This window comes from Algisphaera agarilytica, from assembly GCF_014207595.1.
In the GTDB taxonomy this organism is placed as follows: Bacteria; Planctomycetota; Phycisphaerae; order Phycisphaerales; family Phycisphaeraceae; genus Algisphaera; species Algisphaera agarilytica.
Genome location: NZ_JACHGY010000001.1, coordinates 1,572,223 through 1,598,356 on the forward strand (window position 1 = coordinate 1,572,223; position 26,134 = coordinate 1,598,356).

Annotated in this window: 20 protein-coding genes; 15 read left to right on the plus strand and 5 right to left on the minus strand. The window is 64.7% G+C overall.

All coding sequences use genetic code 11. From position 1 onward, the window contains the following. Positions 1 to 50 precede the first annotated feature (50 nt). The 6 genes from HNQ40_RS06665 (at position 51) to HNQ40_RS06690 (ending at position 6,457) form a co-directional block, all read left to right on the plus strand. Positions 51 to 1,223, plus strand: coding sequence for an extracellular solute-binding protein (locus HNQ40_RS06665; protein WP_184677099.1), 1,173 nt, complete (start codon positions 51 to 53; stop codon positions 1,221 to 1,223). Further along, positions 1,220 to 2,368, plus strand: a complete 1,149-nt coding sequence (locus HNQ40_RS06670; RefSeq protein WP_184677100.1) for a CaiB/BaiF CoA transferase family protein — start codon at positions 1,220 to 1,222, stop codon at positions 2,366 to 2,368. The genes HNQ40_RS06665 and HNQ40_RS06670 overlap by 4 nt, the downstream gene beginning before the upstream one ends. Continuing rightward, on the plus strand, positions 2,361 to 2,891 hold the full coding sequence (locus HNQ40_RS06675; protein ID WP_184677101.1) for a MaoC family dehydratase: 531 nt from the start codon (positions 2,361 to 2,363) through the stop codon (positions 2,889 to 2,891). Before HNQ40_RS06670 ends, HNQ40_RS06675 begins: the two co-directional genes overlap by 8 nt. Continuing rightward, positions 2,888 to 4,042 carry a CaiB/BaiF CoA transferase family protein gene (locus HNQ40_RS06680; protein WP_184677102.1) on the plus strand — a complete coding sequence of 385 codons (1,155 nt, stop codon included), beginning with the start codon at positions 2,888 to 2,890 and terminating at the stop codon, positions 4,040 to 4,042. Before HNQ40_RS06675 ends, HNQ40_RS06680 begins: the two co-directional genes overlap by 4 nt. A gap of 27 nt (positions 4,043 to 4,069) precedes the next feature. Then, the gene (locus tag HNQ40_RS06685) at positions 4,070 to 5,296 is read left to right on the plus strand and encodes an extracellular solute-binding protein (RefSeq protein WP_184677103.1); all 1,227 of its coding nucleotides are present in this window, start codon (positions 4,070 to 4,072) and stop codon (positions 5,294 to 5,296) included. Between the two features lie 66 nt (positions 5,297 to 5,362). After that, positions 5,363 to 6,457 carry a Gfo/Idh/MocA family protein gene (locus HNQ40_RS06690; protein ID WP_184677104.1) on the plus strand — a complete coding sequence of 365 codons (1,095 nt, stop codon included), beginning with the start codon at positions 5,363 to 5,365 and terminating at the stop codon, positions 6,455 to 6,457. A gap of 34 nt (positions 6,458 to 6,491) precedes the next feature. On the opposite strand, the gene HNQ40_RS06695 is transcribed toward HNQ40_RS06690, so the two are convergent. Continuing rightward, the gene (locus tag HNQ40_RS06695) at positions 6,492 to 8,798 is read right to left on the minus strand and encodes a glycosyl hydrolase (protein ID WP_184677105.1); all 2,307 of its coding nucleotides are present in this window, start codon (positions 8,796 to 8,798) and stop codon (positions 6,492 to 6,494) included. 116 nt (positions 8,799 to 8,914) lie between these two features. Here HNQ40_RS06695 and HNQ40_RS06700 point away from each other — a divergent pair, with 116 nt between their 5' ends. Then, positions 8,915 to 9,916, plus strand: coding sequence for a LacI family DNA-binding transcriptional regulator (locus HNQ40_RS06700; RefSeq protein WP_184677106.1), 1,002 nt, complete (start codon positions 8,915 to 8,917; stop codon positions 9,914 to 9,916). 113 nt (positions 9,917 to 10,029) lie between these two features. Further along, positions 10,030 to 11,847, plus strand: a complete 1,818-nt coding sequence (locus tag HNQ40_RS06705; RefSeq protein WP_184677107.1) for a glycoside hydrolase family 2 TIM barrel-domain containing protein — start codon at positions 10,030 to 10,032, stop codon at positions 11,845 to 11,847. A 409-nt stretch (positions 11,848 to 12,256) separates the two neighbouring features. Here the strand turns inward: HNQ40_RS06705 and HNQ40_RS06710 are convergent, their stop codons facing one another. Beyond that, entirely contained in the window at positions 12,257 to 12,949 is a 693-nt protein-coding gene (locus HNQ40_RS06710; protein WP_184677108.1) for a hypothetical protein, read from the minus strand. Between the two features lie 234 nt (positions 12,950 to 13,183). Between HNQ40_RS06710 and HNQ40_RS06715 the strand changes: the two genes are divergently transcribed. Then, positions 13,184 to 14,008 (plus strand): hypothetical protein, encoded by an 825-nt coding sequence (locus tag HNQ40_RS06715; protein ID WP_184677109.1) that lies wholly within the window; start codon positions 13,184 to 13,186, stop codon positions 14,006 to 14,008. A gap of 119 nt (positions 14,009 to 14,127) precedes the next feature. Here the strand turns inward: HNQ40_RS06715 and HNQ40_RS06720 are convergent, their stop codons facing one another. Further along, positions 14,128 to 15,018 (minus strand): family 16 glycosylhydrolase, encoded by an 891-nt coding sequence (locus tag HNQ40_RS06720; RefSeq protein WP_184677110.1) that lies wholly within the window; start codon positions 15,016 to 15,018, stop codon positions 14,128 to 14,130. Between the two features lie 112 nt (positions 15,019 to 15,130). Between HNQ40_RS06720 and HNQ40_RS06725 the strand changes: the two genes are divergently transcribed. Continuing rightward, a complete protein-coding gene (locus HNQ40_RS06725; protein WP_184677111.1) occupies positions 15,131 to 16,051 on the plus strand; it encodes a D-alanine--D-alanine ligase family protein in 921 nt (306 codons plus the stop codon). 136 nt (positions 16,052 to 16,187) lie between these two features. On the opposite strand, the gene HNQ40_RS06730 is transcribed toward HNQ40_RS06725, so the two are convergent. Next, the gene (locus tag HNQ40_RS06730; RefSeq protein WP_184677112.1) at positions 16,188 to 16,925 is read right to left on the minus strand and encodes a hypothetical protein; all 738 of its coding nucleotides are present in this window, start codon (positions 16,923 to 16,925) and stop codon (positions 16,188 to 16,190) included. A gap of 288 nt (positions 16,926 to 17,213) precedes the next feature. Between HNQ40_RS06730 and HNQ40_RS06735 the strand changes: the two genes are divergently transcribed. The 5 genes from HNQ40_RS06735 (at position 17,214) to HNQ40_RS06755 (ending at position 24,162) form a co-directional block, all read left to right on the plus strand. Further along, positions 17,214 to 18,191: a cell division protein FtsQ/DivIB gene (locus HNQ40_RS06735; RefSeq protein WP_184677113.1), complete on the plus strand. Its 978-nt coding sequence runs from the start codon at positions 17,214 to 17,216 to the stop codon at positions 18,189 to 18,191. Positions 18,192 to 18,934: 743 nt separating this feature from the next. Continuing rightward, the gene (locus HNQ40_RS06740; RefSeq protein ID WP_184677114.1) at positions 18,935 to 19,696 is read left to right on the plus strand and encodes a hypothetical protein; all 762 of its coding nucleotides are present in this window, start codon (positions 18,935 to 18,937) and stop codon (positions 19,694 to 19,696) included. 64 nt (positions 19,697 to 19,760) lie between these two features. After that, on the plus strand, positions 19,761 to 20,225 hold the full coding sequence (greA, locus tag HNQ40_RS06745; RefSeq protein WP_184677115.1) for a transcription elongation factor GreA: 465 nt from the start codon (positions 19,761 to 19,763) through the stop codon (positions 20,223 to 20,225). Between the two features lie 183 nt (positions 20,226 to 20,408). Next, a complete protein-coding gene (locus tag HNQ40_RS06750; RefSeq protein WP_184677116.1) occupies positions 20,409 to 22,238 on the plus strand; it encodes a hypothetical protein in 1,830 nt (609 codons plus the stop codon). A gap of 130 nt (positions 22,239 to 22,368) precedes the next feature. Next, positions 22,369 to 24,162: a SpoIIE family protein phosphatase gene (locus HNQ40_RS06755; RefSeq protein ID WP_184677117.1), complete on the plus strand. Its 1,794-nt coding sequence runs from the start codon at positions 22,369 to 22,371 to the stop codon at positions 24,160 to 24,162. 36 nt (positions 24,163 to 24,198) lie between these two features. On the opposite strand, the gene HNQ40_RS06760 is transcribed toward HNQ40_RS06755, so the two are convergent. Beyond that, complete coding sequence (locus HNQ40_RS06760; RefSeq protein WP_184677118.1) at positions 24,199 to 26,034, minus strand: T9SS C-terminal target domain-containing protein; 1,836 nt, start codon at positions 26,032 to 26,034, stop codon at positions 24,199 to 24,201. Between the last annotated feature and the right edge of the window lie 100 nt (positions 26,035 to 26,134).

The window sequence follows — 26,134 nt, forward strand, 5'->3', positions numbered from 1 at the left end:
GTCGGATACTTTACTATACCAAATTTTATTTCCACATGTGAAATTATCTCATGCCTGCCGCAAAAAACCCTATCGTCCTTAACGGGATCACCTGGGACCACACCCGTGGCCTGATTCCCATCGCCGCCGCCGCCCAACGGTACCACGAGCTCAACCCGCACGTGACCATCCACTGGCACCTGCGCACGCTCCAGGAGTTTGCCGACCAGTCGCTCGATGAACTGACCGCGAAGTACGACCTCCTGGTCATCGACCACCCCTGGGCGGGCCACGCGGCGAAGACCGGCGTGCTCGTCGGGCTCGACACCATCCTCCCGCTCGAGTTCCTCGCCGACCAGGCCGAGCACACCGTCGGCCCGTCGCACGAGAGCTACCGCTACAACGACCAGCAGTGGGGCCTGGCCCTCGACGCCGCGACGCCCGTCGCGAGTTGGCGGCCCGACCTGCTCGAAGCCCACGACACCGAAGCGCCCAAGACCTGGGACGACCTGCTCGCGCTGGCCAAGAAGAAGCTCGTGGTGATGCCCGGCATCGCGCAAGACACGCTGATGAACTTCTACATGCTCTGCACCCTGCCGGGCAACGACCTGTTCGCCAGCAAAGAGATCGTCGTCAACGAAGAGATGGGCCTGTGGGCGCTCGAGACGCTACGCGAACTCGCCAGCTACCAGGACCCCGCCATCTTCGAGATGAACCCGATCCACGTATACGAGAAGCTGGTCAACACCGACGACGTGGCCTACTGCCCGTTCGCCTACGGCTACTCCAACTACTCCCGCCGGGGCTACTCGCGCAAGCCGCTGAAGTTCGGCGACATCGTGACCTGCAAGGGTTCGCCGATGAGCACCACGCTCGGCGGCACGGGCCTCGCGGTCTCCAGCAAGTGCCAACACCTCGACGTGGCTGCGGAATACGCACAACTCGCCGTGGGCTCCGAGTACCAGCGCACGCAGTACGTCGAGAACGGCGGACAGCCCGGCCACCGCAAGGCGTGGCTGGACGAAGAAAACAACCGCCGGACCATGGACTACTTCAAGGACACGCTGCCCTGCCTCGACCGGGCCTACCTGCGTCCGCGTTACCCCGGCAGCCTGGCGTTCCAGGACCGTGACGGCGGCGGCGTGCCGATCCGCGAGTTCATGATGAACGGCGGCGACGCCAAGGCCACGCTCGACAAGCTCAACCAGATGTACCGCGACTCGCAAGAAGGCGGTGAAGCATGAAACGACCGCTCGACGGCCTGATCGTTTTGGAGTTTTGTCAGTACATGGCCGGCCCCTGGGCGGGGCTCCGCCTGTCGGACCTAGGCGCGCGTGTCATTAAGGTCGAGCGCCCGGTCAAGGGCGAGGCCTGCCGGCAACTCGCGACCAAGAACATGATCGTCGACGGCGACAGCCTCGTGTTCCACACCGCCAACCGCGGCAAGGAGTCCTACGCCGCCAACCTCAAAGACCCCGGCGACCTGGCCGAGGTCAAGCAGCTCATCGCCAAGGCCGATGTGCTCACCCACAACTTCCGCCCCGGCGTCATGGAGAAGCTCGGCCTCGACTACGACGCCGCCAAGGCGCTCAACCCCAAACTCATCTACGCCTCGGTCACCGGCTACGGCACCGAGGGCCCTTGGCGGGCCAAGCCCGGCCAGGACCTGCTCGCCCAGTCGATGAGCGGCGTGCTTTACGTCAGCGGCAAGAACGACGCGCCGCCCACGCCCCTGGGCCTCGCGGTGGCCGACGGCATCTGCGGCGTGCACCTCACGCAAGGCATCCTCGCGGCGCTGGTCCGCCGTGGACGCACCGGCCAAGGCGCACTGGTCGAAGTCAGCTTGCTGCAGTCGCTGATCGACCTGCAGTTCGAAGCACTCACGACCTACCTCAACGACGGCGGCCGTGCCCCGCAGCGCAGCGCCGTCTCGGCGGGCCACCCCTACCAGGGCGCACCCTACGGCATCTACGCCACAAGCGACGGCTTTCTCGCGCTGGCGATGGGCAGCCTCGAAAAACTCGGCGAGGTGCTGCAGCTCGACGCGCTCCAGAACTACGACGGCTCGACCGACGCCTTCACCAAGGCCGACGAGATCCGCCGTGTGCTCGCCGACCACCTGCAATCCCAACCGACCGCCGACGTGCTCGAACAGCTCGAAGCCGCCGACGTGTGGTGCGGCCGGGTGATGGGCTACGACGAGCTGCGTGCCCACCCGGGCTACCAGGCGCTCGACGTCGAACAGACCGTCACCCGCGACGGCGCTCCGCCCGTGAAGACCCTGCGCAGCCCGATCCGTTTCAACGGCGAGCGCCTGTTCGACCCCAAGGCGGCGCCGCGCGTTGGCGCCCACAACGACGCGGTCCGCAAGGAGATCCTCGATGCCTGAGAGCACCCCCCCGTCGACCCACGCCGATATCCCCGCGTACAACGTCGAAGACTGGCTGTACGAAGACTTCGAGATCGGCCTGAAGCACCGCTCCATCCGGCGGACCATCGCCGAGGGCGAGGCGATGCTCTTCAACTCGCTCGTCCTGGACATGCACCCCTACGTCGGCGACCAACACTTCGCCACCACCCAAGGCGCGTTCAACCGACGCCTCGTCGCAGGGGCCCAGGTGTTCAGCTACGGGCTGGGGCTGATGGCCAACAACAACGTCAACACCTTCAGCTACGGCTACGACAAGCTCCGCTTTATCAAGCCCGTCTTCATCGGCGACACGATCTACACCGTCCGCACCCACCTCGCCAAGCGGCCCAAGTACGCGGAGATGGGGCTTATCACCGTGAGCTACGAGATCTTCAAGCTCGATGAAAACGGCGAGGGCGAACTCGCGCTGTATGCCGAGCACCTCCAGACCGTGCGCTACCGCAACCCCGAAGCCTTCGCCGACCAAGTGGAGAAGAAATGAACGCTCACGACAAACCCCTCGACGGCGTCCTCGTGGTGGACCTCAGCCAGTTCCTCTCGGGCCCCTCGGCGTCGCTGCGCCTCGCGGACCTGGGCGCGACCGTCATCAAGATCGAACGCCCCGACACCGGCGACATCTGCCGGCAGCTCTACGTCTCGGACATCGACATCGACGGCGACTCGACGATCTTCCACGCGATCAACCGCAACAAGCTCGGCTACGCCGCCGACCTGAAGAACCCCGATGATCTGGCCAAGGTCAAGAGCCTGGTCGCCCAGGCCGACATCGTCATGCACAACTTCCGCCCCGGCGTGATCGACCGCCTGGGCCTGGACTACGACGCCGTGCGCAAGCTCAACCCCGGCGTGGTGTACGGCGAGATCAGCGGTTACGGCAAAGACGGTCCTTGGGCCGGCAAGCCCGGCCAAGACCTCTTGCTGCAAGCCATGTCGGGCATCACCGGCCTCAGCGGCAACGCCGACGACGGGCCCGTGCCCATGGGTTTGGCGGTCGTCGATCTCTGGGCCGGCGGACTGCTCGTGCAGGGCCTGCTCGCCGGGCTCGTGCAGCGCGGCGTCACCGGCGAAGGCGTGCTGGTCGAAGTCAACATGATGGAAGCCGCGCTCGACTTCCAGTTCGAGCCCGTCACCATCCACCTGCAGGACGGCTCGCTGCCCGAACGCACCGCATCCAACAACGCCCACTCGCTCGTCGGTGCGCCCTACGGCGTGTACGAAACCGCCTCGGGCTACCTCGCCCTGGCGATGGGCAGCATCCTGCAGCTCGGCGAGCTCCTCGAATGCATGCCGCTGATGCGCTTCACCGACCCCGCCTCGTGGTTCAGCGAGCGGGACGAGATCAAGGCGATCCTCGCCGATCACCTGCGCACCAAGCCGACGCAGGACTGGTTGGACGTGCTCGAGCCGGCCGACATCTGGTGCGCCGGCGTCATGGACTGGGACACCCTGCTCGCCCACGAGGGCTTCGAGGTGCTCGACATGCTGCAGACCGTTCAGCGCGGCACCGGCACGAGCTACCGCACCACCGCCTGCCCGATCCGCATCGACGGCGAGGCGTTCAAGTCGCCCGCCGGCTCCTGCGGCCTGGGCGAACACAACGAGCAGGTCGATCAGACCTATTCCACGATCTGAAACGCTCCCTCACTCGAGGCTTGAATCATGCGCGAAGACACGCTCCGTTTTGCGATCCGCCAGTTCGAACCCTTCGAGCGCAGCATGCAGGAAATCTGGGACGCGTTCTGCGCTCAGACCGGCTGCACGCTGAAGTTCGATCCCGTGCCGATGGACCTGCACCCGCTCTACGACGCGCTCATCGGTGACAGCGGCATGAAGAACGGCGACTGGGACGTCGCCCACCTCAACACCGACTTTATCGCCGAGGCCCACCACCAAGGGGCGCTGCTGAACCTCAAGCCGTTCATCGAACAGAACCCGCCGCACGATTTCCCCTCGGGTTGGACCGACTCGATGCTCGGGTTCCAGGACTTCGGCGATGCGATCGTCGGCCTGCCCTTCCACGACGGGCCCGAGTGCCTGATCTACCGCACCGATCTGTTCAACGACCCGAAAGAACAGGCCGACTTCAAAGCCAAGACCAGCAAAGACCTCGCCCCGCCCAAGACCTGGGACGATTTCGTCGAGGTCGCCCGCTTCTTCCAACGCCCAGAGCAAGGCCTCTACGGCACCGCGTTCGCCGCCTATCCAGATGGGCACAACACCGTCTTCGACCTGGCAATTCAGATCTGGACCCGCGGCGGTGAACTCGTGAACGAGCAGGGCCGAGTGGTCGTCGATTCCCCCGAAGCACTCGAAGGCCTGACGTTCTACCGCGAGATCCTGCGCGACACGACCGTGGTCCACCCCAAGTGCGCCGAGATGGACTCGGTGCAGTCGGGCCTGGCGTTTGCCCAGGGCGAGATCGCCATGATGGTCAACTGGTTCGGCTTCGCGGGCATGGGCGAGGTCGCCCCCGACTCCAAGGTCAAGGGCAAGCTCGACATCACCGACATCCCCGCCGCGCCCGGGCACACCAGCGCGTCGCTCAACTGCTACTGGATGTACGTCGTCGGTGCCGGCTCGCCCCACGCCCAGGTCGCTTACGACTTCATCCGCTTCGCCACCTCGGCCGAGAACGACAAACGCCTCACGCTCAACGGCGGCACCGGTTGCCGCATCAGCAGTTGGCACGACACCGAGATCAACCAAGAGGTGCCGTTCTACCACCGCCTCGAGCCGCTGCACGCCACCGCCCGCACGCTGCCCCGCCTGGCCGACTGGGCCTCGCTCGCCGGCGCGATCGATGAGCTGGTCGTCGAAACCATCAACACCGACAAGCCGATCAAGGCGCTGCTCGAAGCGGCGCAGGCCAAGATCGACGCGAGCTGATTGGCCGTGATTCAACACGCCTCGCATTAACCCACTGTCTCCCCACGCTCTCCGCGGAGCCCCGCCATGGACATCACCTACAAACCCACCCTGCCCAACAACCCCGTGCCCATCGTCATCTTCGGTGCCGGCGGCATCGTTAAAGACGCGCACCTGCCCGCTTACAAACAAGCTGGTTTCCAGGTCCACGGCATCTACAACCGCACCGTCGCCAAGGCCGAGAAACTCGCCGAGCAGTACAGCATCCCCAACGCCTACGCCACCGTCGAAGAGGCCATCGCCGACGCGCCGGAGAACGCCGTGTTCGACCTCGCCGTGATGCCACCGCAGTTCGTCGGCATCCTCGACAAGCTGCCCAAGAACTCGCACGTGCTCCTGCAAAAACCCATGGGCGACGACTGGGACACCACGCTCGCCATCCGCGACGCCTGCTGGCGCAACGGCCACCAGGCCGCCATCAACTGCCAGCTCCGCTTCGCCCCGTTCACCATGGCCGCCCGCGACCTGATCGAACGCGGCCTCATCGGCGACCTGCACCACATGGAGGTCCACGTCGAGGTCTACACGCCCTGGCACCTGTTCCCGCACATCCACGGCCTGCCCCGCGTCGAGATCCAGCAACACTCCATCCACCACCTCGACATCGTCCGTTCGTTCCTCGGCGACCCCGGCTCGATGTACGCCCGCACCCTCAAGCACCCCAAGCAGGCCGAGCTCGCCTCGACCCGCACCACGATGATCCTCGACTACGGCGACGACATCCAGGCCACCATCCTCGTCAACCACGGCCACGAGTTCGGGGCCAAACACCAGCAGTCCTACATCAAGTGGGAAGGCACCGAGGGCGCGATCAAAGCCACGATGGGCCTGCTCAAAAACTACCCCGACGGCGTGCCCGACGAGTTCGAGTACTGCCTGCTCCCCCCGGAAGGTTCCGACCAAGCCCCGGAATGGCACCGCGTCGACCTCGAAGGCTCGTGGTTCCCCGAAGCGTTCGTCGGCAGCATGGCCCAGGTCATGCGTCACAAAGAAGGCAGCCTCGACGCGATGCCCACCCGCCTCGAAGACGTCATGCGCACCATGGCCTGCGTCGAAGCGGCCTACGCCTCCGACGCCGCCGGCGGTACCCCCGTCGATTACTCGTTCGCCGTCGAAGGCTAAACGCCTACGTACCGCCCGCGCACCAAACGCGGAATCAATCCATCTCGACCGGCGTGTACGACCAGCCCTCGGGCAGCTCGACCTCGTGGGTCTGTCCGTCTTCGGTATAGACGTGGGCTTGCATGGCCTGCGTGGTCCACGCCACGAGGGTGCGCTTGCCGCTCTTGGCCCGGTATACACGCGACATCGGCGCATCCGACCAGACCGAGTCGTCCTCACGGCCTAGCGAAAGACGCGCGATCGCGTCGGCCTCGACGAGCTTGATGCCGTTGTGGTTGGCCATCGCGTGATCGGACCGGCGGAGCTTGTCGATCTGCCTGATCACCGACTTGGGGTCCGCCAACGCTTCGTAGCCCAACACCAGTTTGCCCAGGTCGGTGCCCATCGCTTCAAGGGTCGCTGAGCCTTCCTTGGCCTTGCGGTCGATGCGCAGGGTCCTGAGTTGTTGCTTGATGAAGTCGGGGTCGGTGGCGAGGTAAGACATGCCCGGCATCATGGGGATCCACTGGATCGCATGGACCCAGGCCGGGTCGGCGGTGAAGTAGGTGGCGTACTGCTGGCCGCCGCTCCAGAGGATGCCGACGACTTCGTGGGGGTAGTCCTTGGACCAGTTGGTGCCGTATTGGTCGAACCAGTATTCGATCGTCGCGCGGGTCTCCATCGCGTAGCCCAGCGCACCGGTGGCGGCGAGGTGTTCGTCTTCGAGCGCGACGCCCAGGAGGTACAACCCGATCCAGCTCATGACCGCTTCGGACGTCGATTCCTGGTTGCTCCCGCCGGGGCTGCTGGTGCCGCTGGCCCAGGAGTGGCCGGCCCACGGGTCGAGGTTGCGCAGCTTCGGCAGCGTGGGGTCGCCGTGCTGGGCGCCGGGGTTCGCGTAGTCGTGGGCGACGAGCTTGGCCATCGGGCCGAAGTCTTCGAGGAACTCGGGGTCGAGCATGCCCAGCACCGCCGCGGCGTAGGCGTAATAGCCGTAGTGGAAGTGGTGGTCGTTGAACATATCCGAGCCGTAGCTGGGCGCGATGCCGACGATGCCGCCCGTGTCGGGGTAGCGCACGAAGTAGTGCTTGGGCTCGCCGGGCGTGTAGGTGAACCAGTCGGTCAGTTCGTAGCGCAGCCGCTTACCCAGCGCCTCGGCCTCGGGGTGTTCGAGGTTCTTGGCCAGCCACAAGAACCGCGTGAGGTCGAGCAGCGCCTTGCCCGCCCAGTAGGTGTCGGGCGGGAGCTCACCGTCGGGCATCGCGGTGTCGAGCAGACGCTCGGCGGTGTCCGGGGTGATCCGCTTCGGCATCGGATACGCCGGGAGCAGCCCGCGGAACGGCCAATCGATCTGAAACGTTTCGCCGACCGCCACCTTCATCGTGCCGCGCGGCGTGAGGTACTCCATCGGCTGGGTCTCGAAGTCCACCGTGGTGTCGCGCAGGTGGTGTGGCAGCCAGCCCTGCAACACCTCGGTCGCCGCGAGCGGTTTCAGCTTGCGGGTGGTGACCGACCAGGTGCTGCGGACCACCCCCGCGGCGCGGTCCAGCGACCAGGTCAGTTCGCTATCGGTGGGCAACGCGTAGGCGTGCTCGGCAACGAGATCAAAGTCGCGCAGCCGGCTCATCGCGCCGAACACGAGGTATCCGCTATCGCCTTCGAACTTCACCGCCAGGTGTTCGCCGATGCCCGTGGGCTCGAAGCGGGTGCCCTTCGGCGCGACAACCGCGATCATCCGGTCGCCGTCCTTGAGCATGAACGACTCGGCGGTAAAGCCTTCGACAATCTTGCCCTGACCCTGGATGCGGACCTGGGTGAGGCCGGGGAGCTTCAGCTCGGGGCTGACGTTTTCGAACTCCATCCAGACGTAGGGCATGCCCCGGCCGATCGTGGTGCGGATACGGCCCTCCGCGCCGTCTGCCGACGGACCCGCCTGCACGAAAGTCACCGTCCAGTCGCCCCACGCCTCGGCCCGGGTGTCGACGGGCGTGAACCCCTCGCCCACGATGTCGATCGGCCGATCGCTGACCAGCTGCCCCCCATCCTCAGCCCACTGCGTGGGTAGGAAGACCGACAGCCCCCGCTCGCTGGTGTCCACCCGGAACGGGTAGGCCCAGAGCATCTGGCCGTACTGCGAAAATAGAACATCACTCCACCAATCGTTCGTGGGGAGGATTTTGCCCTCTTTCACGTTCCAATAAATCGGCTTATTCTGGAACATCGTTCCATCGGGCGCGACGCCCTCGGGCAGGGTTGCCGCGATCGATCCCGCCCCGATCGGCTCGACCGCCTGGCCGATCGCCCCGATCTGAATCTGAAAAATAGCGAAAAAAACAAGGACAAAAAATGAAACCCGCCTCATCGAAGACTCTTTTCCGTAAAAGTGACGAAAACCGTTGACATGAAGCCCGATCAGTGGCATTATACCTGAACACTTTTGAAACAATGAATCAATTCTTGTTTATCTGAGTCACTTTTATGCCAAGCGTCCGCGAGATTGCCAAATCAGCCGGAGTTTCGATCGGCACCGTTTCCCGTGTTCTGAACAACAAGCCCCACGTCAGTGCCGCGGCACGGGCGAAGGTCTTGCAGGCCGCTAACCGGATGCCGGCGTCTCGGCCCGTGGGAGGGCGGGCCGGGACCACTTCGATCGCTCTCGTCTACGGGGGGCGGTCCACGCTCAACACCACCTTCGACTCCGCGATCCTCCACGGCATCGCCGAAGCCCTGGCCACCACCACCCACGACCTGATGATCGTCAGCGCCTCCCGCGGCCGCGGGCCCGACGAATCGCTCGGCCAGATGCTCATGCGACGCGGCGTGGTCGGCGCCCTGCTCCGTACCACCACCGAGACCCACGGCATCTGTGACGAGCTCGCCGAGGACGGCTTCGCCGCCGTCGCCCTGGCCGACCGCATCGATCACGACCGCATCGGCAGCGTCTGGGCCGACGCCACCCCCTCCATCGAACGGGGCCTCGAGCACCTGCTGCACCTGGGCCACCGCAAGATCGCCATCGCCCTGAACGTCATCGACGACTTCGACCACGCCCACCGCCTGGACACCTACCGCCGGTTCGTCCAGACGCACGGCCTGGAGTTCGACGAACGCTGGGTCGTCCGCAGCCCCGCCAACCACGACGGCGGCGGCGCCTCGCTCCGCCAACTGATGGCATTGCCCGAACGCCCCACCGCCGTCTTCGCCGCCGACCCCGCGCTGGGTGCCGGCATCTGCAACGAGGCCCTGCGCTTGGGCATCAAGCTCCCCGACGAGCTCTCGCTCATCGGCTTCGACGACACCAACGAACGCTTCGGCACCTTCCCCCGCATGTCCAGCATCTGCCAGGACGCCGTGGCCCTGGGTGTCGAGGGTTTGCAACAACTTCTCACCCTGGTCGAGCGACGCGAGCCCGCCGAGCGGCACGTGACCGTGCCCAGCTGGTTCGAGCCGCTGGATTCCACCGCCCCGCCGTCCGCCTAAAGTCATCCAACAACGGATCACGCCTCGAAGCATCACCGCGAATCACGAACTGACATCCCATCCCCCGCCCTTGCCAGCATCGCTGCTGCAACAGCCCACCGACAAGGACCCCCATGAAACGCTTCGCCCCACTCCTCGCGCTAACGTTCCTCTTCGCTTTCACCGCCACCACCACCCGGGCCGCCACCGTCACCGTTGAAAAAGACGGCGAGGGCTATCAGCTGTTCGTCGATGGTCAGCCCTACGACATCAAGGGCGGCGGCGGCGACTCGTCCAAGCCCGCGCTCGTCACGGCCGGCGGCAACACCACCCGCACCTGGGGGGCCGGCGACGACCTCATGGGCAAGCTCGACGAAGCCGAGAAGCTCGGCCTCAAGGTCCTGGTCGGCATCTGGCTCGGCCACGAACGCCACGGCTTCGACTACAACGACCCCGCTCAGGTCCAGGAGCAGTTCGACATGGCCAAGGCGGCCGTGCTCAAACACAAGGACCACCCGGCCGTGCTCGCCTGGGGCGTGGGCAACGAGATGGAAGGCTACAAAGACGGCGGCAACCCCAAGATCTGGAAGGCCGTCGACGACATCGCCAAGATGATCAAGGAAATCGATCCGAACCACCCGACCTACACCGTCACCGCAGAGATCGGCGGCGAGCGCGTCCGGGCCATGCACGAACTCACCCCGCACATCGACATGGTGGGTATCAACACCTACGGCGGCGTGCACTCCATCCCCGAGCGCTACAAAGCCGCGGGCGGCACCAAGCCCTACCTCGTCGCGGAGTTCGGCCCGCCCGGCACGTGGGAACAGCCCAACAACGACTGGGGCGTGCCCATGGAGAAGACCAGCACCGAGAAGGCCGGCATCTACAAGACCGCTTACGAAGCGCTCGACGCCGACCCGCTCTGCGTCGGCTCGGTTGCCTTCACCTGGGGCTTCAAGCAGGAAGCCACCGCGACCTGGTTCGGCATGTTCCTGCCCGACGGCAGCAAGCTCGGCGCGGTTGACGCCATGACCGAAGCCTGGACCGGCCAAGCGCCCGACGACCTCTGCCCGGTCATCGACTCGCTCACCATCACCAGCGACAACATCGTCATCCCCGAAGGCAAAGTCGTCGCCAAGCTCGCGGCCTACGACCCCGAAGGCAAGGACATCGAAGTCGAGTGGATCCTCAAGAAGGAAGACAAGGACTACTTCACCGGCGGCGACTACCGCCCCGACATGCCGACCTATCCCAAAGCCATCGTGTCGGCGAGCAGCGACCGCGTCGAGCTGAAGATGCCCAAGAAGCCCGGCGAATACCGCCTGTTCGCCTTCGTGCGTGACGGCAGCGGCGGCGCCGCCACCGCCAACGTGCCGCTCAAGGTCGCCGGCGACATGAAGTCCGACTACGTGGGTATGGACGCCGAGCTGCCCCTCGCGGTGCACACCGACGACATGCCCAACGGCCAGCCGTGGATCCCCTCGGGCTACATGGGCGAAGCCGGCTCGATCAGCATGGATGAAAAATCCAACGACAACCCCAAGGCCGGCAACACCTGCATCAAGGTGACCTACAGCAACCCCGGCGGCTGGGGCGGCGTGGTCTGGCAGAACCCCGTCAACGACTGGGGCGACAAGCCCGGCGGCTTCGAACTCACCGGCGCCACCCGCCTGAGCTTCTGGGCCCGCGGTGCCAAGGGCGGCGAAAAGGTCAAGGTCGGCTTCGGCATCCTCGACCGCACCAAGAAGTTCTACGACACCGCCAAGGGTGAACAGGAAATCACCCTCACCCAGGAATGGAACCAGTACCACTTCGACCTGGCCGACAAGAACCTGTCCTGCATCAAGACCGGGTTCTACTGGGTCGTCGCCGGCCAAGGCTCGCCGTTGACCTTCTACTTCGACGATATCATTTACGAAGCCGAAGCCGCCACCGCCGAGCCCGATTGATTACCCCAACCCCACGGCGGGTAAGGAGGTGGGGAGGCCCGCCGTGGGGCCTTTTCGTTTGTTGTCACCGACCGGTTTCACGCTCACGTCTACAACCCGAAGTCCGTCACCTTTCAGAAGGGATCAGGGGAGGGTGTCGGCCGTGATGGACGCGTGTACCTGTGTACCGCGGTGGTCCGACACCCTCCCCCGGCCCCCGCTGAACCCTAAACGTTATCCGCACAACCCGCGTCTTTCCCCCTCTCCCCCCGGGAGAGGGTTGGGTGAGGGCACCTAGAGTGCACCCGATTCTTTCTATAGCGGTCCTGAATCTGAATGGGAGCAAAGCTTCGACAACACCCAGCTCGGCAGGAGCCTCGCCCTCCCATTCAACCGCTGAACTTTAAAGGTGTCAGACCCCTTTTTCTTTCTAAGGCATTTGTCGCTTTGCAAAAGCATTCAGTGTTTCCTTGCGGAAGTCCCATTGCACAGGGTGCTGGCCAGAACCCTCTATTTCATAATGATCGTCTTTGATTGATTTGTCAGCGTTTCGCTTCTTGAACGATTCGTCTAGTTTCGCCAAAGCCTCCGTCGTCGATTCAGACTTCGACATCTTTTCGATTAAGTCCAAGTAAATCGCCCAATAGCTCTCAAGATCCTTGCACTGCATCGGGCCCGATTTCGAGTAAGGCGACGACTTCGCCAATTTATTCATCGCAGCGGAATACTCACACCAAAATGGCGTGCTTATTTCCCTAACCCCGGCGCGATTTGCGACCTGTATTAGCTTGTCTGCAGCGTCAAACCGATCTATTGCCCAGGCAAGGTGCGCAAAAACCAAATGGTGGTAGTTGCCTCCAAGCACTGACTCAGGCGTCCCGCCATTTTCAACGCCGGACAAAACACTTGTTAACGCAACCAGGTAACGAGACAGAACGCCATCTACATTTTGCTCCAACAGCCATTGTCGACCCGCTTCAAAATCCGAACATTCATCCACAGCAACCGAAAGATAGTTCATCAGTGCAGATGAAAGACATTTACAAACCCAACCCGGTTGCCCTTTTCGCTCCCAACTGTCCGCGTTAGCGATGCTCGATTCAATTACTTTAAACTTCGACATAAGTATCTCGAGAGGGATAGGGGTCAGACCCCTTTAAATCAAACGGGCGTAGCGAGAGCCGGCCACGCCGATGCTTGGCGTCGCAGGCGGCGCTTCGCTTGACCAGGCACCCAACGTTAACCTCTACCGTTCATCCCGCATTGCTCGAACCCCATTCAGCGGTTGCTATACTAATCGTTTACACCCGCCGAAACCCGGCGGCCCCACCCCGACCCGCTCTGAGGATGACCCCCGATGGCGACCAGCTTCGGTGCCCTGTGCACTGACTTCTACATCAACCACAAACTCGCCCTGAAAATGGACTTACCGTCCGAACGCGAGACGATCCTGCACTTCTTCGACCGCATGCGCAAGAGCCTGCCGTCGATGAATCGGTTCAAGCGTTACGAAGGCGAGCTGGCCCTGGAGTCGGCCCGCAAGGACGCCCGCTACACCTGGCTGGCCCTGCGCCGCAATTCCATCCGCACCGGCACGGTCAACCCCGAATCCATGGACGCCGCGGTCGACTACCACAAGCTCGTCCTCGAGCTCGCCCCCTACCACCTGACCATCAGCCCGCTCGACGTCGACTACGTCGAGCTCATGTACGGCTTCGACCTCGAGTGCAAGCAAAACCACGACGCGGTCGTCTACGAAGCGCTGTATGCCGACACCCCGCTCGGCGGCCTGCTCAACGCCTCGATCCCCAGCGAAGACGGCCCCGCTGAAGACGAAGACGGCGATGGCGAAGAAGGCTCCGAAGAACGCAGCGCGTCGATGGCCGGCAGCATCCTCGACGTCCAGCCGATCTTCGGCCAATCGCTCAACGCCTCGGGCGACCTCCAGGCGTACTACGAAGTCAAGACCCGCCCCAAGTCCCGCCGCGGCTCGTCCAAGCGCTACTCGGGCGAACCCATCAGCCTCTTCCTGACCATCCGCAAGTACGGCCCCGTCGACGATCTGGGCGATATGGCCAAGACCGTGCAGCTCCTCAACGCCTACGCCGAGGAACTCGCCACCGCCAAACTCATCCCCGACCTGCTAACACCCATCACCCAGCAGATCGGCAGCAGCGCGTAAAACGCGCTGCTGCATTAGCCCCGGGTCAATGACCCGGGGTGCCGCGGCTCAACCAGCAGATCCAAACGCTTCGGCGCGGATCAAACGCGGGACGCGTCGCGTCGCCTGCTAAACAAAAATCACTTATCAAACGGGTTTTCGTACCCGCCGCGTTTCTGCCAGACGCGGAGGTATTTGATGCGGAACTCGCCGTCGAGGCGGTTGTCATCCGGCAACGCGCCGAACCATTTGTTCGACTCGTTGTTGATGTTGATCTCCAGCGGCTGGTGCCAGTGGGTGTTTTCGACTTCACGGAAGAGCACGCCGTCGATGTAGAAGCGGATGTGTTCGGGGTCCCACTCCAGGCCCCAGACGTGGTAGTCGTCCTGCAGGCGGAACGGCACCTTGTAACGCTTGCTGCTGTCGAAGTGTTCGGTGACGTCGCCCTTGTCCGGCGGGGCGCGGAAGACGTGCATGTTTGAGTTCAGGTCGTTCTCGCGCCCTTCCGAGCCAGGACAGTTCTCGCAGATGTCGATCTCGGTCCACCAGTCCGACTGCACGTTGGTGACCCAGAAGCCCGAGACCCAGGGGGCGTCCATGAGTTTCATCTCGGCCTCGAGGTAGCCGTAGGTCAGGCGATCACGGCTCTTGATGAAGCCGGCGGTGTGGGTGAAGCCCTTGGGCAGCTCGGCGTCGCCGTGCTTGTTGACGCGGAGGACGAGCTCGCCGTTTTCGAGGCTGACGTTCGAGCCGTGGAAGAACGTCGGGGGTCGGCCCTTCCACTTGGGGTTGTTGGGGTACCAGCGGGTGGTGTTGAGCTGTTTGCCGCCGAACTCATCGGAGAGTTCGCGGATGGGTTTCCACTTGCCTTCGTTGTTCTGGTCGGAGAGGGGGAACTTGCGGTTGGTGCGTTCGGGGGCGTCTTCGAAGGAGACTTCGTTGGTGACTTTCGCGCCGGGCCGGGTCTGGGCGGAGGCGAAGGGTGCAGCGATGAACAGCAAGCCGACGATAACCAGAAGCGGTCGAATCATGGAGAGGCACTCGGGAGTATGGTGGGAAGCGAGCCCGGCGGTCGCGGGCTGATACAGAGGTACTACGACCGCGATTATATAGTTTAAGTAAGGCAAAGCGAAGGAAAATCGGATGAAAGTCATGGTGCTCGCCGGCGGGCCGGACCGGGAACGGGAAGTCTCGCTGATGTCGGGAGAGCAGGTGTCCGCCGCGTTGCGGGAGGCGGGGCACGAGGTGATCCAGCGCGATCTTTCGCCGGATGACACGGCAGCGCTGGAGGAGTTTGCGATGTGGTGCACCGAGTCGCCGGGGCCGGGCGTGGTGTTTCCGATCTTCCACGGCAAGTGGGGCGAAGGCGGCGGCGCCCAACAACTGCTCGACCAACGCGGTCTGCCCTACGTCGGCTGCCGAGAAGCCGCGGCCCGTCTGTGCACCGACAAGACCAAGACGAAACAGACCCTGCTCGACGCCGGGCTACCCACGCCGGCGTTTGAACTCGTCAACGCGGACGACCAGCCGACGCTCGACCCGCCGGTGGTGGTCAAGCCCAACGACGACGGCTCGAGCATCGACCTGGCGATCTGCCACGACGCCGAGTCGCTCGATGCGGCGTGGGCGGACCTGTCGTCACGTAACGACGTGCTGCTCGTCGAGCGATTCGTGCGCGGCAAGGAGATCACCGTCGGCGTGATCGAAGACGAAACGGGCTCGCCCGTCGCGCTGCCGTCGATCCACATCGTCCCCGCGACCGAGTTCTACGACTACGAAGCCAAGTACATCCGTGACGACACGCAGTACCACTTCGACACGTTCGCCCCCGAGCTCGAGGCCAAGCTCGGCGAGATCGCGGTCGCGGCTTTTAAGACCTTGGGCTGCCGCCACCTCTCGCGCATCGACATGTTTGTCGACGAAGACGATCAGCCGTGGGTGATCGAGGTCAACACCCTGCCGGGCTTCACGACGCACTCGCTGTTGCCGATGGGCGCGGCGAAACAAGGCACCGACATGCCGGGGCTGGTCGATCGCTTGGTGAATCTGGCGGTGAACGGTTGAGAAATACATCACCTCAACGTTAAGCGGACGGCACGAAGTGCCCCGCTTTGTTTGCGTTTGTATTTGTCGTAGAAATCAAAGCCAAAAGCCGGACGATGCGCGTCGCCCGCTAAACCGGCAGCTGAAATCCGTACGTTTATTCCGCGTCGTCGCGACGCCGACGGGTGGCGATGCCGATCATGAGCAGCGCCCCGGCCGCGGCGGCGGTGGGGGTCGGGATCGCTTGGGGTCCCTGTCCCTCATCACGCCCCGAACCGCCCTGCGGCTGATCCGGCACGGACACGACAGCCAGTTGCGCCTCGAGCACGAACAAGTCCCGCCCCGTCGATTCATCGAACGCGATGCCGCCCAGCGATTCCATGTCGCCCGGAAGGTCCTGCAGTCGGTTGGTGAAGAACGCCTCGACCAGGTCGGGGGTCACAAACGTCGTATCGATCAGCGTGCCGATGGGTGACTCACCCGCGGGCAACGGCCCCTCGTCCACACCCGCAAACAAGAACGTCTCGCTGCTGTCGAAGCCCGTGAGCTCGCCGGTCAGTTCCGCGAAGCCCACCGCGTCCGGGTGCGTGCCGGGGTTGTACTCGGCCACGATCGTGCTGCCGCGGAAGTACGCCAGCGACCAGGTGTCCGCGAGGTACGTCAGCGTCGGCGTCGAGAGGCTCGATCGATCCGGGTCAAACCGGGTCGGCTCGTCGAACGCCAGCCAGAGCTCGAACGTGCTGTTGTCCAGCCCGTTGGCCAGGCCGTTGGTGGACGCGCTGCTGAGCTGGCCTGTCACCAGCAGATTCGTCGTGCCCGCCACGGCGGACGACCAGCCCATCGCCAACACCAGCAAAACCATCGTCAGGCAACGCATCGGGGAGTTCGCAAACATGTCGGGCCTCGCGGGGGTGACTCGAAGGAAACAGAATCCACCGTCGAAAACGGTTCACCCGGAATTATCGACCAACCCCGCGGCTCCCAAACACCTGCGCAACGCCCGTCCGCCGGGGTTATCCGCACGCCACGGCGTAAGTGTTTGAGGGCCAAGCGATTCGGTGTCCGCCCCCACCCCCGGGAATCCGCCTGGCCCCGAGTCGGTTATCGCCCCTGAATCGGTTTCATTCACCCGATTCTGCTCCCCCGGCCGATGGTTAACGGACACGACAGGAGGCTCGGTTTCATGGGTTGGTTTTTGAGCAGTAACAACAAGGGGAAGAAGAAACGCAAGACCTCGCGGGGCGCGAAATCCCAGGGATGGGACCCGCAGCGCACGCTGATGGGGCTGAAGCTCCTGGGTGTCGCGGCGCTGGGTGTCGCGGCGGTCGTGGGCTGGACGTCCACCGAAAAGATCCTGGGCAACTACGCCGCCAACGCGCGGGCCGTGGAAGTCACGCCCGAGACGGTGGTGCTGGTCGATGCGCCGTCGTGGATGGACGATGCCCTGCACGAAGAGCTGCGCACCAAGGTCGCCCACAGCGTCACCGACAACCCGCTCGACCCGCGTGGCCTGCGCGACGCGGCCGACATGCTCAACCACGACAACGATTGCCCGTTCGTCGCCCAGGTCGACCAGGTGCGTCGCGGGCCCAACGGCATCGTTAAAGTCACCGCGACGTATCGCCAACCCGCGGCACTGGTTGAAGACCAGGACCGCCGGCACGCTCACGTGGTCGATGCCGAGGGTGTTTGGCTGGAAGGGCCGATCAACCGCGCGACCTCGCGTTGGAGTCACCTGCCGTTGATCACCGGCGTCACCGCCGCCCCGCCCAACGACGGCTACGGCAAGAAGTGGCCCGGCTCGGACATCACCGCGGCGCTCGCGCTCGAAGACGTGCTGCACGACGAAGTCTTTGCCGACCAGATCACCGCATACGACGTGTCGCACCGCGACCTCAAGGGCCGGCTCTGGCTGGTGCTCTACACCGACGGCCCGGCGATCGTCTGGGGCCTGCCGCCGGGCGAAGAACGCAGCGTCGAACCCGAGTCGCCGATCAAGCTCGCGGCGCTTCGGGACTGGGCCTACAAGCACCGCGGCCGGATCAACGTGAAGGGCCAGGCCGACACGGTTTGGGTTTACACCGGCACCGCCCAGATCGACGCCCGCCCCAGCACCTCCGGCGACCCGGACTTCCAGACGGGCACCGCGTCACGGCGCTAAGCCGAACCCCACCACGATTACTCCTTGAGGCCCACGGATGTTGTCCGTGGGCTTTTTTTGCGGGTTAAGTTTTCAAAGAGCGAACCCGTGTCCCCCGCCACACCCGCTGCCGTGGCTGGCGTGGGGTGGGCGAGTGGGATTCGGTTGAACCGCGAAGGCGCGAAGAGCGCGAAGGCAAACCATTGGTTTGAATTCAATCTCATCTGCCTTGCTTCGCGCTCTTCGCGCCTTCGCGGTTCAACCTTTCCCCGAACACGGACCCTCGACCAACGACGACGGGTTCCGACCTTGAGCGATCCCGGCAAGGTGGTGAGCTCAAGCGTCGCCACGCACCCGTCGTGTGCGTCAGCCCGGTTCCACGGGTATGGGCGTGCTTGGTGCCTTGCCTGTGCGACCTTCACGCCTGGAATGCCACCGTGGTCCGACATTAGGGGGTGAGACGGATCAGACGTGCGCACGGAAACGTCGGCCGTTTCACGGAAGCGAGTACTAACAAGAAGTAAGCAATTTTCTGCGTTGTTGATTTTCTGCATTCGGGCGCGCCCCATTGTGCGCACGGATCCGACTTTAGCCCGGGGTCAATGACCCCGGGCCGCCGCGGCATGGACAATGGCATGATCGTGGCATCCGCTCAAACCGATCGACACGGATTCATTGGCTCGGACCACGCAACCCCATGGCGTTCCCCGCGGCCGCCCCGGGTCATTGACCCGGGGCTAAAGGAGTGGTTTACTCTGTGGGCGATGGACGAAGTGGTTGTGAAAGCATCGAAGAAGCCGCGCGGGGTGGGGCTGCGCGGGTTGGTGTTGGGGTGGAGCTTATGGCTGCTGGGGTCCTGGGTGGTGTTGTGGGCGGTCGGCGGTTGGACGGTTCCGGCACTGCGGGTGATGGTGCTGTCGGGCTTGGTGGGGATGATGGGGGTTTGGCCGGCGGTGCGGCTGAGCCAGCCGACGCGGACGCGGAGGGTGGCGTCGGCGGGGCACGAGGTCTTGGGGGGCGACTGGGCGCGGGCGTGCGGATGGATCGCGGCGGATTGGTTGGCGTTGAACCTGGTGTTTCAGGCGGTGATCTGGCCGTTGCAGTTGGCGGCGCGCTGGTCGACGCCGCAGGCGGTGTGGCTGGTCGTGGCGGTGGCGGGCTGGTCGCTGCTGACGGGTCTGGTGATCGCGTGGGGGCGGGGGACGAATCACCCGGCGGCGCGGACGTGGGCGATGGTGGTGTGCGTGGCGGTGGTGGTGCTCGAGCCGATCCTGTGGTGGATGGGGCTGATGGCCGCGGGCCCGGAGGTCGGCGTGCCGGAGATGCGGTTCAGCCCGTTGCAGGCGGTGTGGGGCGTGTCGGCGGCGGGGACCGAGGCGCAGGCCCAGGCGGCGGTCGCGGTGCACGGGTTTCAGATCGTGACGGTGGCGGCGTCGGCGATGGTGGGCTGGGTCGTGCTGTGGGGGTTGTTGGCGCTGGTGATGCTGCGGGAACGCGCGACGTCGCGGGGAGCCGCCGCTTCGTAAATAGCGGTGGTGTGCTAGGATGTAACGTTCGATTAACGCCCCGCTCATACGAAGGAGCCGAACCGTGGAATTTATCACGCAGGAAGAAAAAGAACGGATCGAAGCCAAGCTGCAAGAGCTGATCGACCGTCGGCCCGAAGTCACCGCCCGGATCGCCGAAGCCCGCTCCCACGGCGACCTCAAGGAAAACGCCGAGTACCACGCGGCCCGTGACGACCAGGGCATGGACGAAGCGGAGATCCGCCGGCTGACCGAGCGCCTGCAAAACGCCCAGGTTGCTGACGACATGGAGCTCCCCGAGAACATGGTCTTCCTCGGCTCGATCGTCAAACTCAAAGACCTCGACGACGGCGACGAGGACCTGTACAAGCTCGTCGGCGAGGCGTCGGGCAACTTCGACGCGGACGAGATCGAAGTCACCGTGAGCAGCCCGCTGGGCGAGGCGTTGATGAAGGCCAGCGTGGGCGACACGATCAAGGCCGAGCTGCCCCGCGGGACCAAGCGGTTCGAGATCCTGGAACTGGTGTAACCGCCGCCCCGCCCGGAGATCGCCGGGGCAAGCGTATTCGCGTTTCTGCAACCTCGTTATGGGAATCAACGCCCGCCGCGGCGGGTTGGTTCTTGGATGGGTGTGGGGTGTCCCGATAGAATAGAAAGCGTTCGCGCGGCGCGGCTGCGCGAGAAGACCTTGGCTGTTAGCTGGAGAACCGCGATGTTGCCGATGCCCCGATGGAACCGCAGTGTGTGGAGCGCGATGGCTGTTGCGGGTTTGATGGCGGTGCCCGCCACGGCCCAGACCCGGGCGAACCAGGGCGGCGGCCGGGCGCTCGACGCCAACAACCAGGTCGGCTCGGGCGGGACCAACCGCCTCGAGAACCAGGTCGACTACTCGGCCCGCAACGACCTGATCACCGGCAACGTCGCCGGCGGCTTCGGCTTCCAGGACGACGTGGGCTACTCGGCCCCCGGCGCGTTCCTCGACGACCTGGGCAGCGAAGAGCTGTTCAGCTTCCGCGCGGCCAGCCTCGGCAGCTCCCCGGTCATCGCCAACCTGCCCAACGCCGGGACGATCCGCGGCGGCAACATCGTCGTCTACAACAACTTCACCACCATCCCGACCAGTCGGCAGATCAACACGCCCACGCGCTTCGCGCCGACCGGCGGCGCGTTCCGCGTGAACCGTGAGTTCAGCGGAACCAACCTGCTCGAGCTCACCCTCGACCGCAGCTCAACGCAGACGTACAACCGTCGGTTCGACACCACGCCCGGCACGAACACGCTAGGCGTGCTGCAGGTCCAGGACGGCACGGCTTTGGCGATCACCGCCGACCCCCTCGCGGGTGTGCGCCAACGTGCGTTGCCCAACCTCCCCGAGCAGCCGACGATCCAGCCGCTGCCCCTGGGCACGCCGGGCCTGGATGAAGAGACGCAGCTGCCGGGCATCGGCGACGAGGCGCAGAACAACCTGATCTCCATCAGCCCGGTCAACAGCAACAACATCTTCACCCAGGGCTCGGCGGACAACCCCGGGGCCGGGCTCCGGGCCGACGGCGGTTTCGCCGACTCGACCGGGCTGGTCAAACCCAGCCTGCAACTCGGCCAGCTCTCGGTGAACCTGGCCAACGCCAGCCCCGCGCAGCTCGAGCTACGCGTCAAGCAGTTGCAGGAATCGATCTTCGGCCCGGAAACCTCGAGCACGCCCGTGCCCGACGAGAACGCCGAGCCCGAAAACGCCTACACCCAGCTGCTCGAAGAGATCCGCGAGCAGGCCGCGCAGTCGGCCGAGGAACGCGCCGCCTCGCTGAGCAGCGACGGCTACGACCCGCGTCCGGAATGGATGAAGGCCCTGGACGAACCCACGCAGGAAGAAGTCGAGGCCGCCGAGGGCACGCTCCAGGCAACCATGGACCGCATCCGCAGCCAGACCGCAGCGCGTCGCGGCGACGACACCGAGTCGGCCGCCGGCGAAAGCGATGCGGGCACCGAAGCGCTCAACGAATTGATGGACGACCTGTCGTACAACGTCCGCCTCGAAACGCTCGTCGCGGCCCGCGAGGGCCGGGTGAACGACCTGTTCGCCGAGGCCGAGCAGCAGATGGCGGCCGGCCAGTTCCTGAATGCCGAACGCACCTACCGCCAGATCCGCATCGAGGCGGCGAACAACCCGCTCGGCCTGGCGGGGCTGATCCACGCCCAACTCGGCGCGGGCATGGTCCGCTCCGCGGCGTTCAACCTCCGCACGCTTTTCGAAGACCACCCCGAGCTCATCGCCACCCGCTACGGCCAAAACCTCCTGCCCCCGCAGGAGCGCCTCGAGTGGCTCCAGAAAGAGCTCCAGCGCATGATCAACACCCAGAGCGGCGCGATCGACCCCGGCCTGATGATGGCCTACCTGGGCTACCAAATCGAGTCGCGGCCGTTGGTCCGTCAGGGTTTGGCGATCGCGCAAAACGCCGCGCCCATCGACCCGCTGCTGCCGGTGCTGCGCACCATTTGGCTCGACCAGAACCCCGGCGAAGCCGCCGAGGCGCCCGCGAAATAAACCTTCGATTCGCTCCACACGCTCGGACTCAAGGCCACCCCATACGTTGTCCACAGGTTGCCCTGCACACGCGCAACCGGGGTCGTCCGTGACTATCCTGTGAAACACCCCAGGCACGGACCGCCGCCCCATGGATCACTCCACCCCCCCACCCCCGAAACGTGACACCGCCGCGCCGCCGCCCTCGGCCCCGCGGCTGTCGCTGACCGACTTCGTGGACCTGGGCACCCTGCAAGAGATCCAGGACGCCTTCGCCTCGGTCACCCGGCTGTCGACCACCATCCTCGACGCCGACGGCCAGCCCGCGACCCTGCCCACCGACGCCGCCAAACGCCACCAGTCCGACCTGGTCTTCGAGCAGCTCATCGACATCGACGACCCCGCGACCGAAGGCACCGTTTCGGAGACCGGAGCCAAGCAGTTCCAGGCGCCCATCACCGTCGAGGGCCAGACGCTGGGCTCGATCATCATCGAGCCGGCCGGCCCGTCGACCGATGAGCTCGCGCCCGACCTGCACGAACTCGAAGGCCTCGCCGATGCGCTGAACCTGGACGAGGTGCAGCGGCAGGAGCTGATCGACTCGGCCGAGCTCGCCTTCGGCACCAACCGCGGCGCGGCGATCCAGTTCCTCTACCTCATGGCCAACGCCATCGCCCGGCTGTGCTTCGAGCAGTACCACGCCCAGCAGCGCCTCGAAGAACTCAGCGTGCTGTACCGCGTGTCTACTGTGCTCGCCGGACGCGAAGACCTGCAGCAGACCCTCGACACCGCCGCCCGCGCCGTGGCCGACCTGGTCAAGGTCCGGGCCGTGGTCATCCGCATCCTCAAGGACACCGAAGACGGGCCGATCCTCGAACGCCGGGCCAACACCGGCTTGTCGGACGACTACATCAACAAGGGTAAGCTCCTGGTCAACCGCAGCGAGATGCTCGCCGCGGCGCTGCGGGGCGAGACGATCTATATCCGCGACATGGCCACCGACCCCCGGGTCTATTTCCCCGAGCAGGCCCGCGAGGAAAACCTTGCGTCGATGCTCTGCGTGGGCATCATCTACCAGGGCCAGGCCATCGGCACGCTGCAGCTCTTCACCGACGAGGTCCGTCAGTTCACGCAGTTCGACATCGACCTGGTCCGCGCAATCGCCCAGCTCCTCGCCGCGGCGATCGAGAACACCCGCCTCGACGAGGCACGTTCTGAAAACCAGAAGATGCTGCGCCAGCTCCACCTCGCCGCGGACGTGCAGCGCCGGATGCTGCCACGCAAGATGCCCGACGTGCCCGGCTACGACATCGCGGCGCGGTACGTGCCGTCGTTCGAGCTGTCGGGCGACTTCTACGACTTCATCAACCTCGACCACTCGCTGGGCATCGGCGTGGGCGACGTGGTCGGCAAAGGCGTCGCGGCATCACTCCTCATGGCCAGCGTCCGCTCGTCGCTGCGCGCCTACGCGCAGGACCTCTACGACCTGGACGAGGTGATCTCGCGGGTGAACAAGCACATGTGCCGCGACACGCTCGAGTCCGAGTTCGTCACGCTGTGGTACGGCACGCTCGACCGCGACTCGGGCCGACTCACCTACTGCAACGCCGGGCACGAAGCGCCGCTTATCGTCCGCAACGGCGAACTGATCCCGCTCGACATCGGCGGCATGATCGTCGGGGTCGACCGCGACCAGGCCTACGACAAGGGCGTCTGGGACTTCCAGCCCGGCGACATGCTGCTGCTCTACACCGACGGCCTGCCTGACGCGATGAACGCCCAGGGCGAACGCTTCGGACGACAACGCACCGAAGAGCTCCTGCTCAGCGTGGCCGACAAGCCCGCCAACGATGCGCTCAACGACATCCTCTGGACCGTCCGCCAGTTCACCGGCCCCCGCCGCGCCACCGACGATACGACGCTGATCGTCATCAAGGCCGAGTGACGCCGCGATTGCGGTATCGCTCAAGCAACATCGGATTCAACGAGAAGACTCGACTTCGGTGGTCAGGACCAGCGTGCTGACCCGGCCGCCGGTATCGGGAAAGACGATCCGCACGGTCGTGTTGGGTTCGAGGTGTTCCATCGGCACGGGGATCGGGATGGCCCCGAAATAATCTTCCCGGTTGGCCTGGTCGTAACCCGGCCAATCGTTAGGGACCGTGACTTCCTGGCCGTTGACCTGAACCCTGGGGGCTTTGCTGCGGTCGTGCTTGCGGCTGATCGACATCCGCAGCGTGGCCCGGCCCTCGCCAACGTTGACGTCTCGGAAGCGGAACACGATGGGCTTGTTGGCTTCGATCTTCTCGAGGTGGGTGTTGCTGTAGTGCGGCGTCGAGCGGACCGTCTTGGTGGGTTCCATCTTCTCGGGGGTTTGATAGATCAGAATGACCGCCTCGTGGGCCTCGAGCCGAAGCTCAGTCGCCAGATCAACGAGGGTTTCATCAGTGTATTTCGCCGCCTGTTTCTCGGGCACATGCAACCGTCGGATGCGGGCGGTGGTGCCTTCGGGCAGCGGCGTGAGATGATCCAGGCGGACCTCGCGGGGCTGGGTTTCCAGGTTATTCAGGCAGACATAGACCCGATCGCCATCCACGAAGACATGCGAGTAGATGTCCGGGTCGTCGGCGTAGCTGACGGCGCGGTCGCCGCGGACGTCTTTCCACAGCTCGTAGAAAAAGATCTTCGGAGTCTTCAGAAAGCCCTGGACCTTGCCGTTGCTGATCTTGCTGGGGTCGGGCCGGAAGATGTCGACGCCGTAGGGCTGGAAGTTGTTGCTGGGATTGTTGTAGAACCAGGGGCTGCGGGTGGTGATGAACGGGATCGAGGTGAGGATGCGGTCCTGGCGGTCGATGAAGCCAAACATCAGGTGGTTGATGCTGTTGAGGTGGGCCGAGGCCGAGGCGTCGCTGTACTCGGGGCCGAAGCCTTTGGGGATATCGCCGTACTCGGTGAGAGCGTGGGGCTTGACCTCGCCGAACTTGATCATGCTGTAGGTTTCGATGAGGTCGAGGATGGCATCAGCGTTGCTGCCCGAACGGCGGTTGTCCTGGCCGGTGACGTTGGTGCCGTCGTAGAGGTGAACCGAAAAGCCGTCCATGTACCGCCCGGCGGTGTCCATGAACATCTTCATCCGGCTCTCCCAATGCCCGAAGTCCCACAACTCCATCGACGGCCAAGCGCTCGAGTAACCGACAACCTTCACCGGGAGCTTGCGCCGATCGAATTCCTTGCCGATCGCGCCGTAGACCTGGGCCATGCGTTTGCGCACGCGCTCCTGGTCCTTGTGGAAATCACCCGCGTGAACGAACGGCTCGTTCATCGGCTCATAAAACATCGGCATGGTCTGCTCGTCGAAGAACAACTCGAAGTAGTCGGCGGCGTACTTCGCAGCACGAGTGGGACTCAAATCCTTGACCATGACCTCCCGGGGGTGCTCGGTCATGACCTGCCGGCGGGTCCGGAACCGGTAGGCTTCGTCCCGCTTGGTGTTATCGATGGCTTGACGCCCCGGGCCCGCCAGTTGTTTGCGGTTGGCGTAAGGCGGCTTGCCATGATCGGAGGCGAAGGGGCTGTAGAAGAACCGGCCGAACCCCACGTCGTATTGCTCAACCAGAATCCGCGTGTCTTCCGCGGCGGCGCTGTAGCGCGAGTGCACGTTGATGAACTTGCTGCGGTCGAAAGCGCTCTCCTCGCCGAGGTAGCGCTGCGCGGCGAGGTCGATCGTCACCGTGGCGGGCGCCTGCGCCGCCGATCGCTCCGTCTCGAGGGCGAACCAGCCAAGGCTAAGCAAGAGGCAGATGCTGAATCGACACATGGCTTAGTTCTCCGGCCGAAAGTCTGCGGGGGCTCTCTCTGGGATCGCGGGGCGATCGGGGCGGCTGGCCACGAACCGCCGCCAGACAAGACGCCTCACT

What these genes read in the sequence shown, in the direction of transcription:
- HNQ40_RS06665 (WP_184677099.1), top strand. Translation starts at nt 51, where the DNA reads ATGCCTGCCGCAAAAAACCCTATCGTCCTTAACGGGATCACCTGGGAC.
- HNQ40_RS06670 (WP_184677100.1), top strand. Translation starts at nt 1,220, where the DNA reads ATGAAACGACCGCTCGACGGCCTGATCGTTTTGGAGTTTTGTCAGTAC.
- HNQ40_RS06675 (WP_184677101.1), top strand. Translation starts at nt 2,361, where the DNA reads ATGCCTGAGAGCACCCCCCCGTCGACCCACGCCGATATCCCCGCGTAC.
- HNQ40_RS06680 (WP_184677102.1), top strand. Translation starts at nt 2,888, where the DNA reads ATGAACGCTCACGACAAACCCCTCGACGGCGTCCTCGTGGTGGACCTC.
- HNQ40_RS06685 (WP_184677103.1), top strand. Translation starts at nt 4,070, where the DNA reads ATGCGCGAAGACACGCTCCGTTTTGCGATCCGCCAGTTCGAACCCTTC.
- HNQ40_RS06690 (WP_184677104.1), top strand. Translation starts at nt 5,363, where the DNA reads ATGGACATCACCTACAAACCCACCCTGCCCAACAACCCCGTGCCCATC.
- HNQ40_RS06695 (WP_184677105.1), bottom strand. Translation starts at nt 8,798, where the DNA reads ATGAGGCGGGTTTCATTTTTTGTCCTTGTTTTTTTCGCTATTTTTCAG.
- HNQ40_RS06700 (WP_184677106.1), top strand. Translation starts at nt 8,915, where the DNA reads ATGCCAAGCGTCCGCGAGATTGCCAAATCAGCCGGAGTTTCGATCGGC.
- HNQ40_RS06705 (WP_184677107.1), top strand. Translation starts at nt 10,030, where the DNA reads ATGAAACGCTTCGCCCCACTCCTCGCGCTAACGTTCCTCTTCGCTTTC.
- HNQ40_RS06710 (WP_184677108.1), bottom strand. Translation starts at nt 12,949, where the DNA reads ATGTCGAAGTTTAAAGTAATTGAATCGAGCATCGCTAACGCGGACAGT.
- HNQ40_RS06715 (WP_184677109.1), top strand. Translation starts at nt 13,184, where the DNA reads ATGGCGACCAGCTTCGGTGCCCTGTGCACTGACTTCTACATCAACCAC.
- HNQ40_RS06720 (WP_184677110.1), bottom strand. Translation starts at nt 15,018, where the DNA reads ATGATTCGACCGCTTCTGGTTATCGTCGGCTTGCTGTTCATCGCTGCA.
- HNQ40_RS06725 (WP_184677111.1), top strand. Translation starts at nt 15,131, where the DNA reads ATGAAAGTCATGGTGCTCGCCGGCGGGCCGGACCGGGAACGGGAAGTC.
- HNQ40_RS06730 (WP_184677112.1), bottom strand. Translation starts at nt 16,925, where the DNA reads ATGTTTGCGAACTCCCCGATGCGTTGCCTGACGATGGTTTTGCTGGTG.
- HNQ40_RS06735 (WP_184677113.1), top strand. Translation starts at nt 17,214, where the DNA reads ATGGGTTGGTTTTTGAGCAGTAACAACAAGGGGAAGAAGAAACGCAAG.
- HNQ40_RS06740 (WP_184677114.1), top strand. Translation starts at nt 18,935, where the DNA reads ATGGACGAAGTGGTTGTGAAAGCATCGAAGAAGCCGCGCGGGGTGGGG.
- HNQ40_RS06750 (WP_184677116.1), top strand. Translation starts at nt 20,409, where the DNA reads ATGTTGCCGATGCCCCGATGGAACCGCAGTGTGTGGAGCGCGATGGCT.
- HNQ40_RS06755 (WP_184677117.1), top strand. Translation starts at nt 22,369, where the DNA reads ATGGATCACTCCACCCCCCCACCCCCGAAACGTGACACCGCCGCGCCG.
- HNQ40_RS06760 (WP_184677118.1), bottom strand. Translation starts at nt 26,034, where the DNA reads ATGTGTCGATTCAGCATCTGCCTCTTGCTTAGCCTTGGCTGGTTCGCC.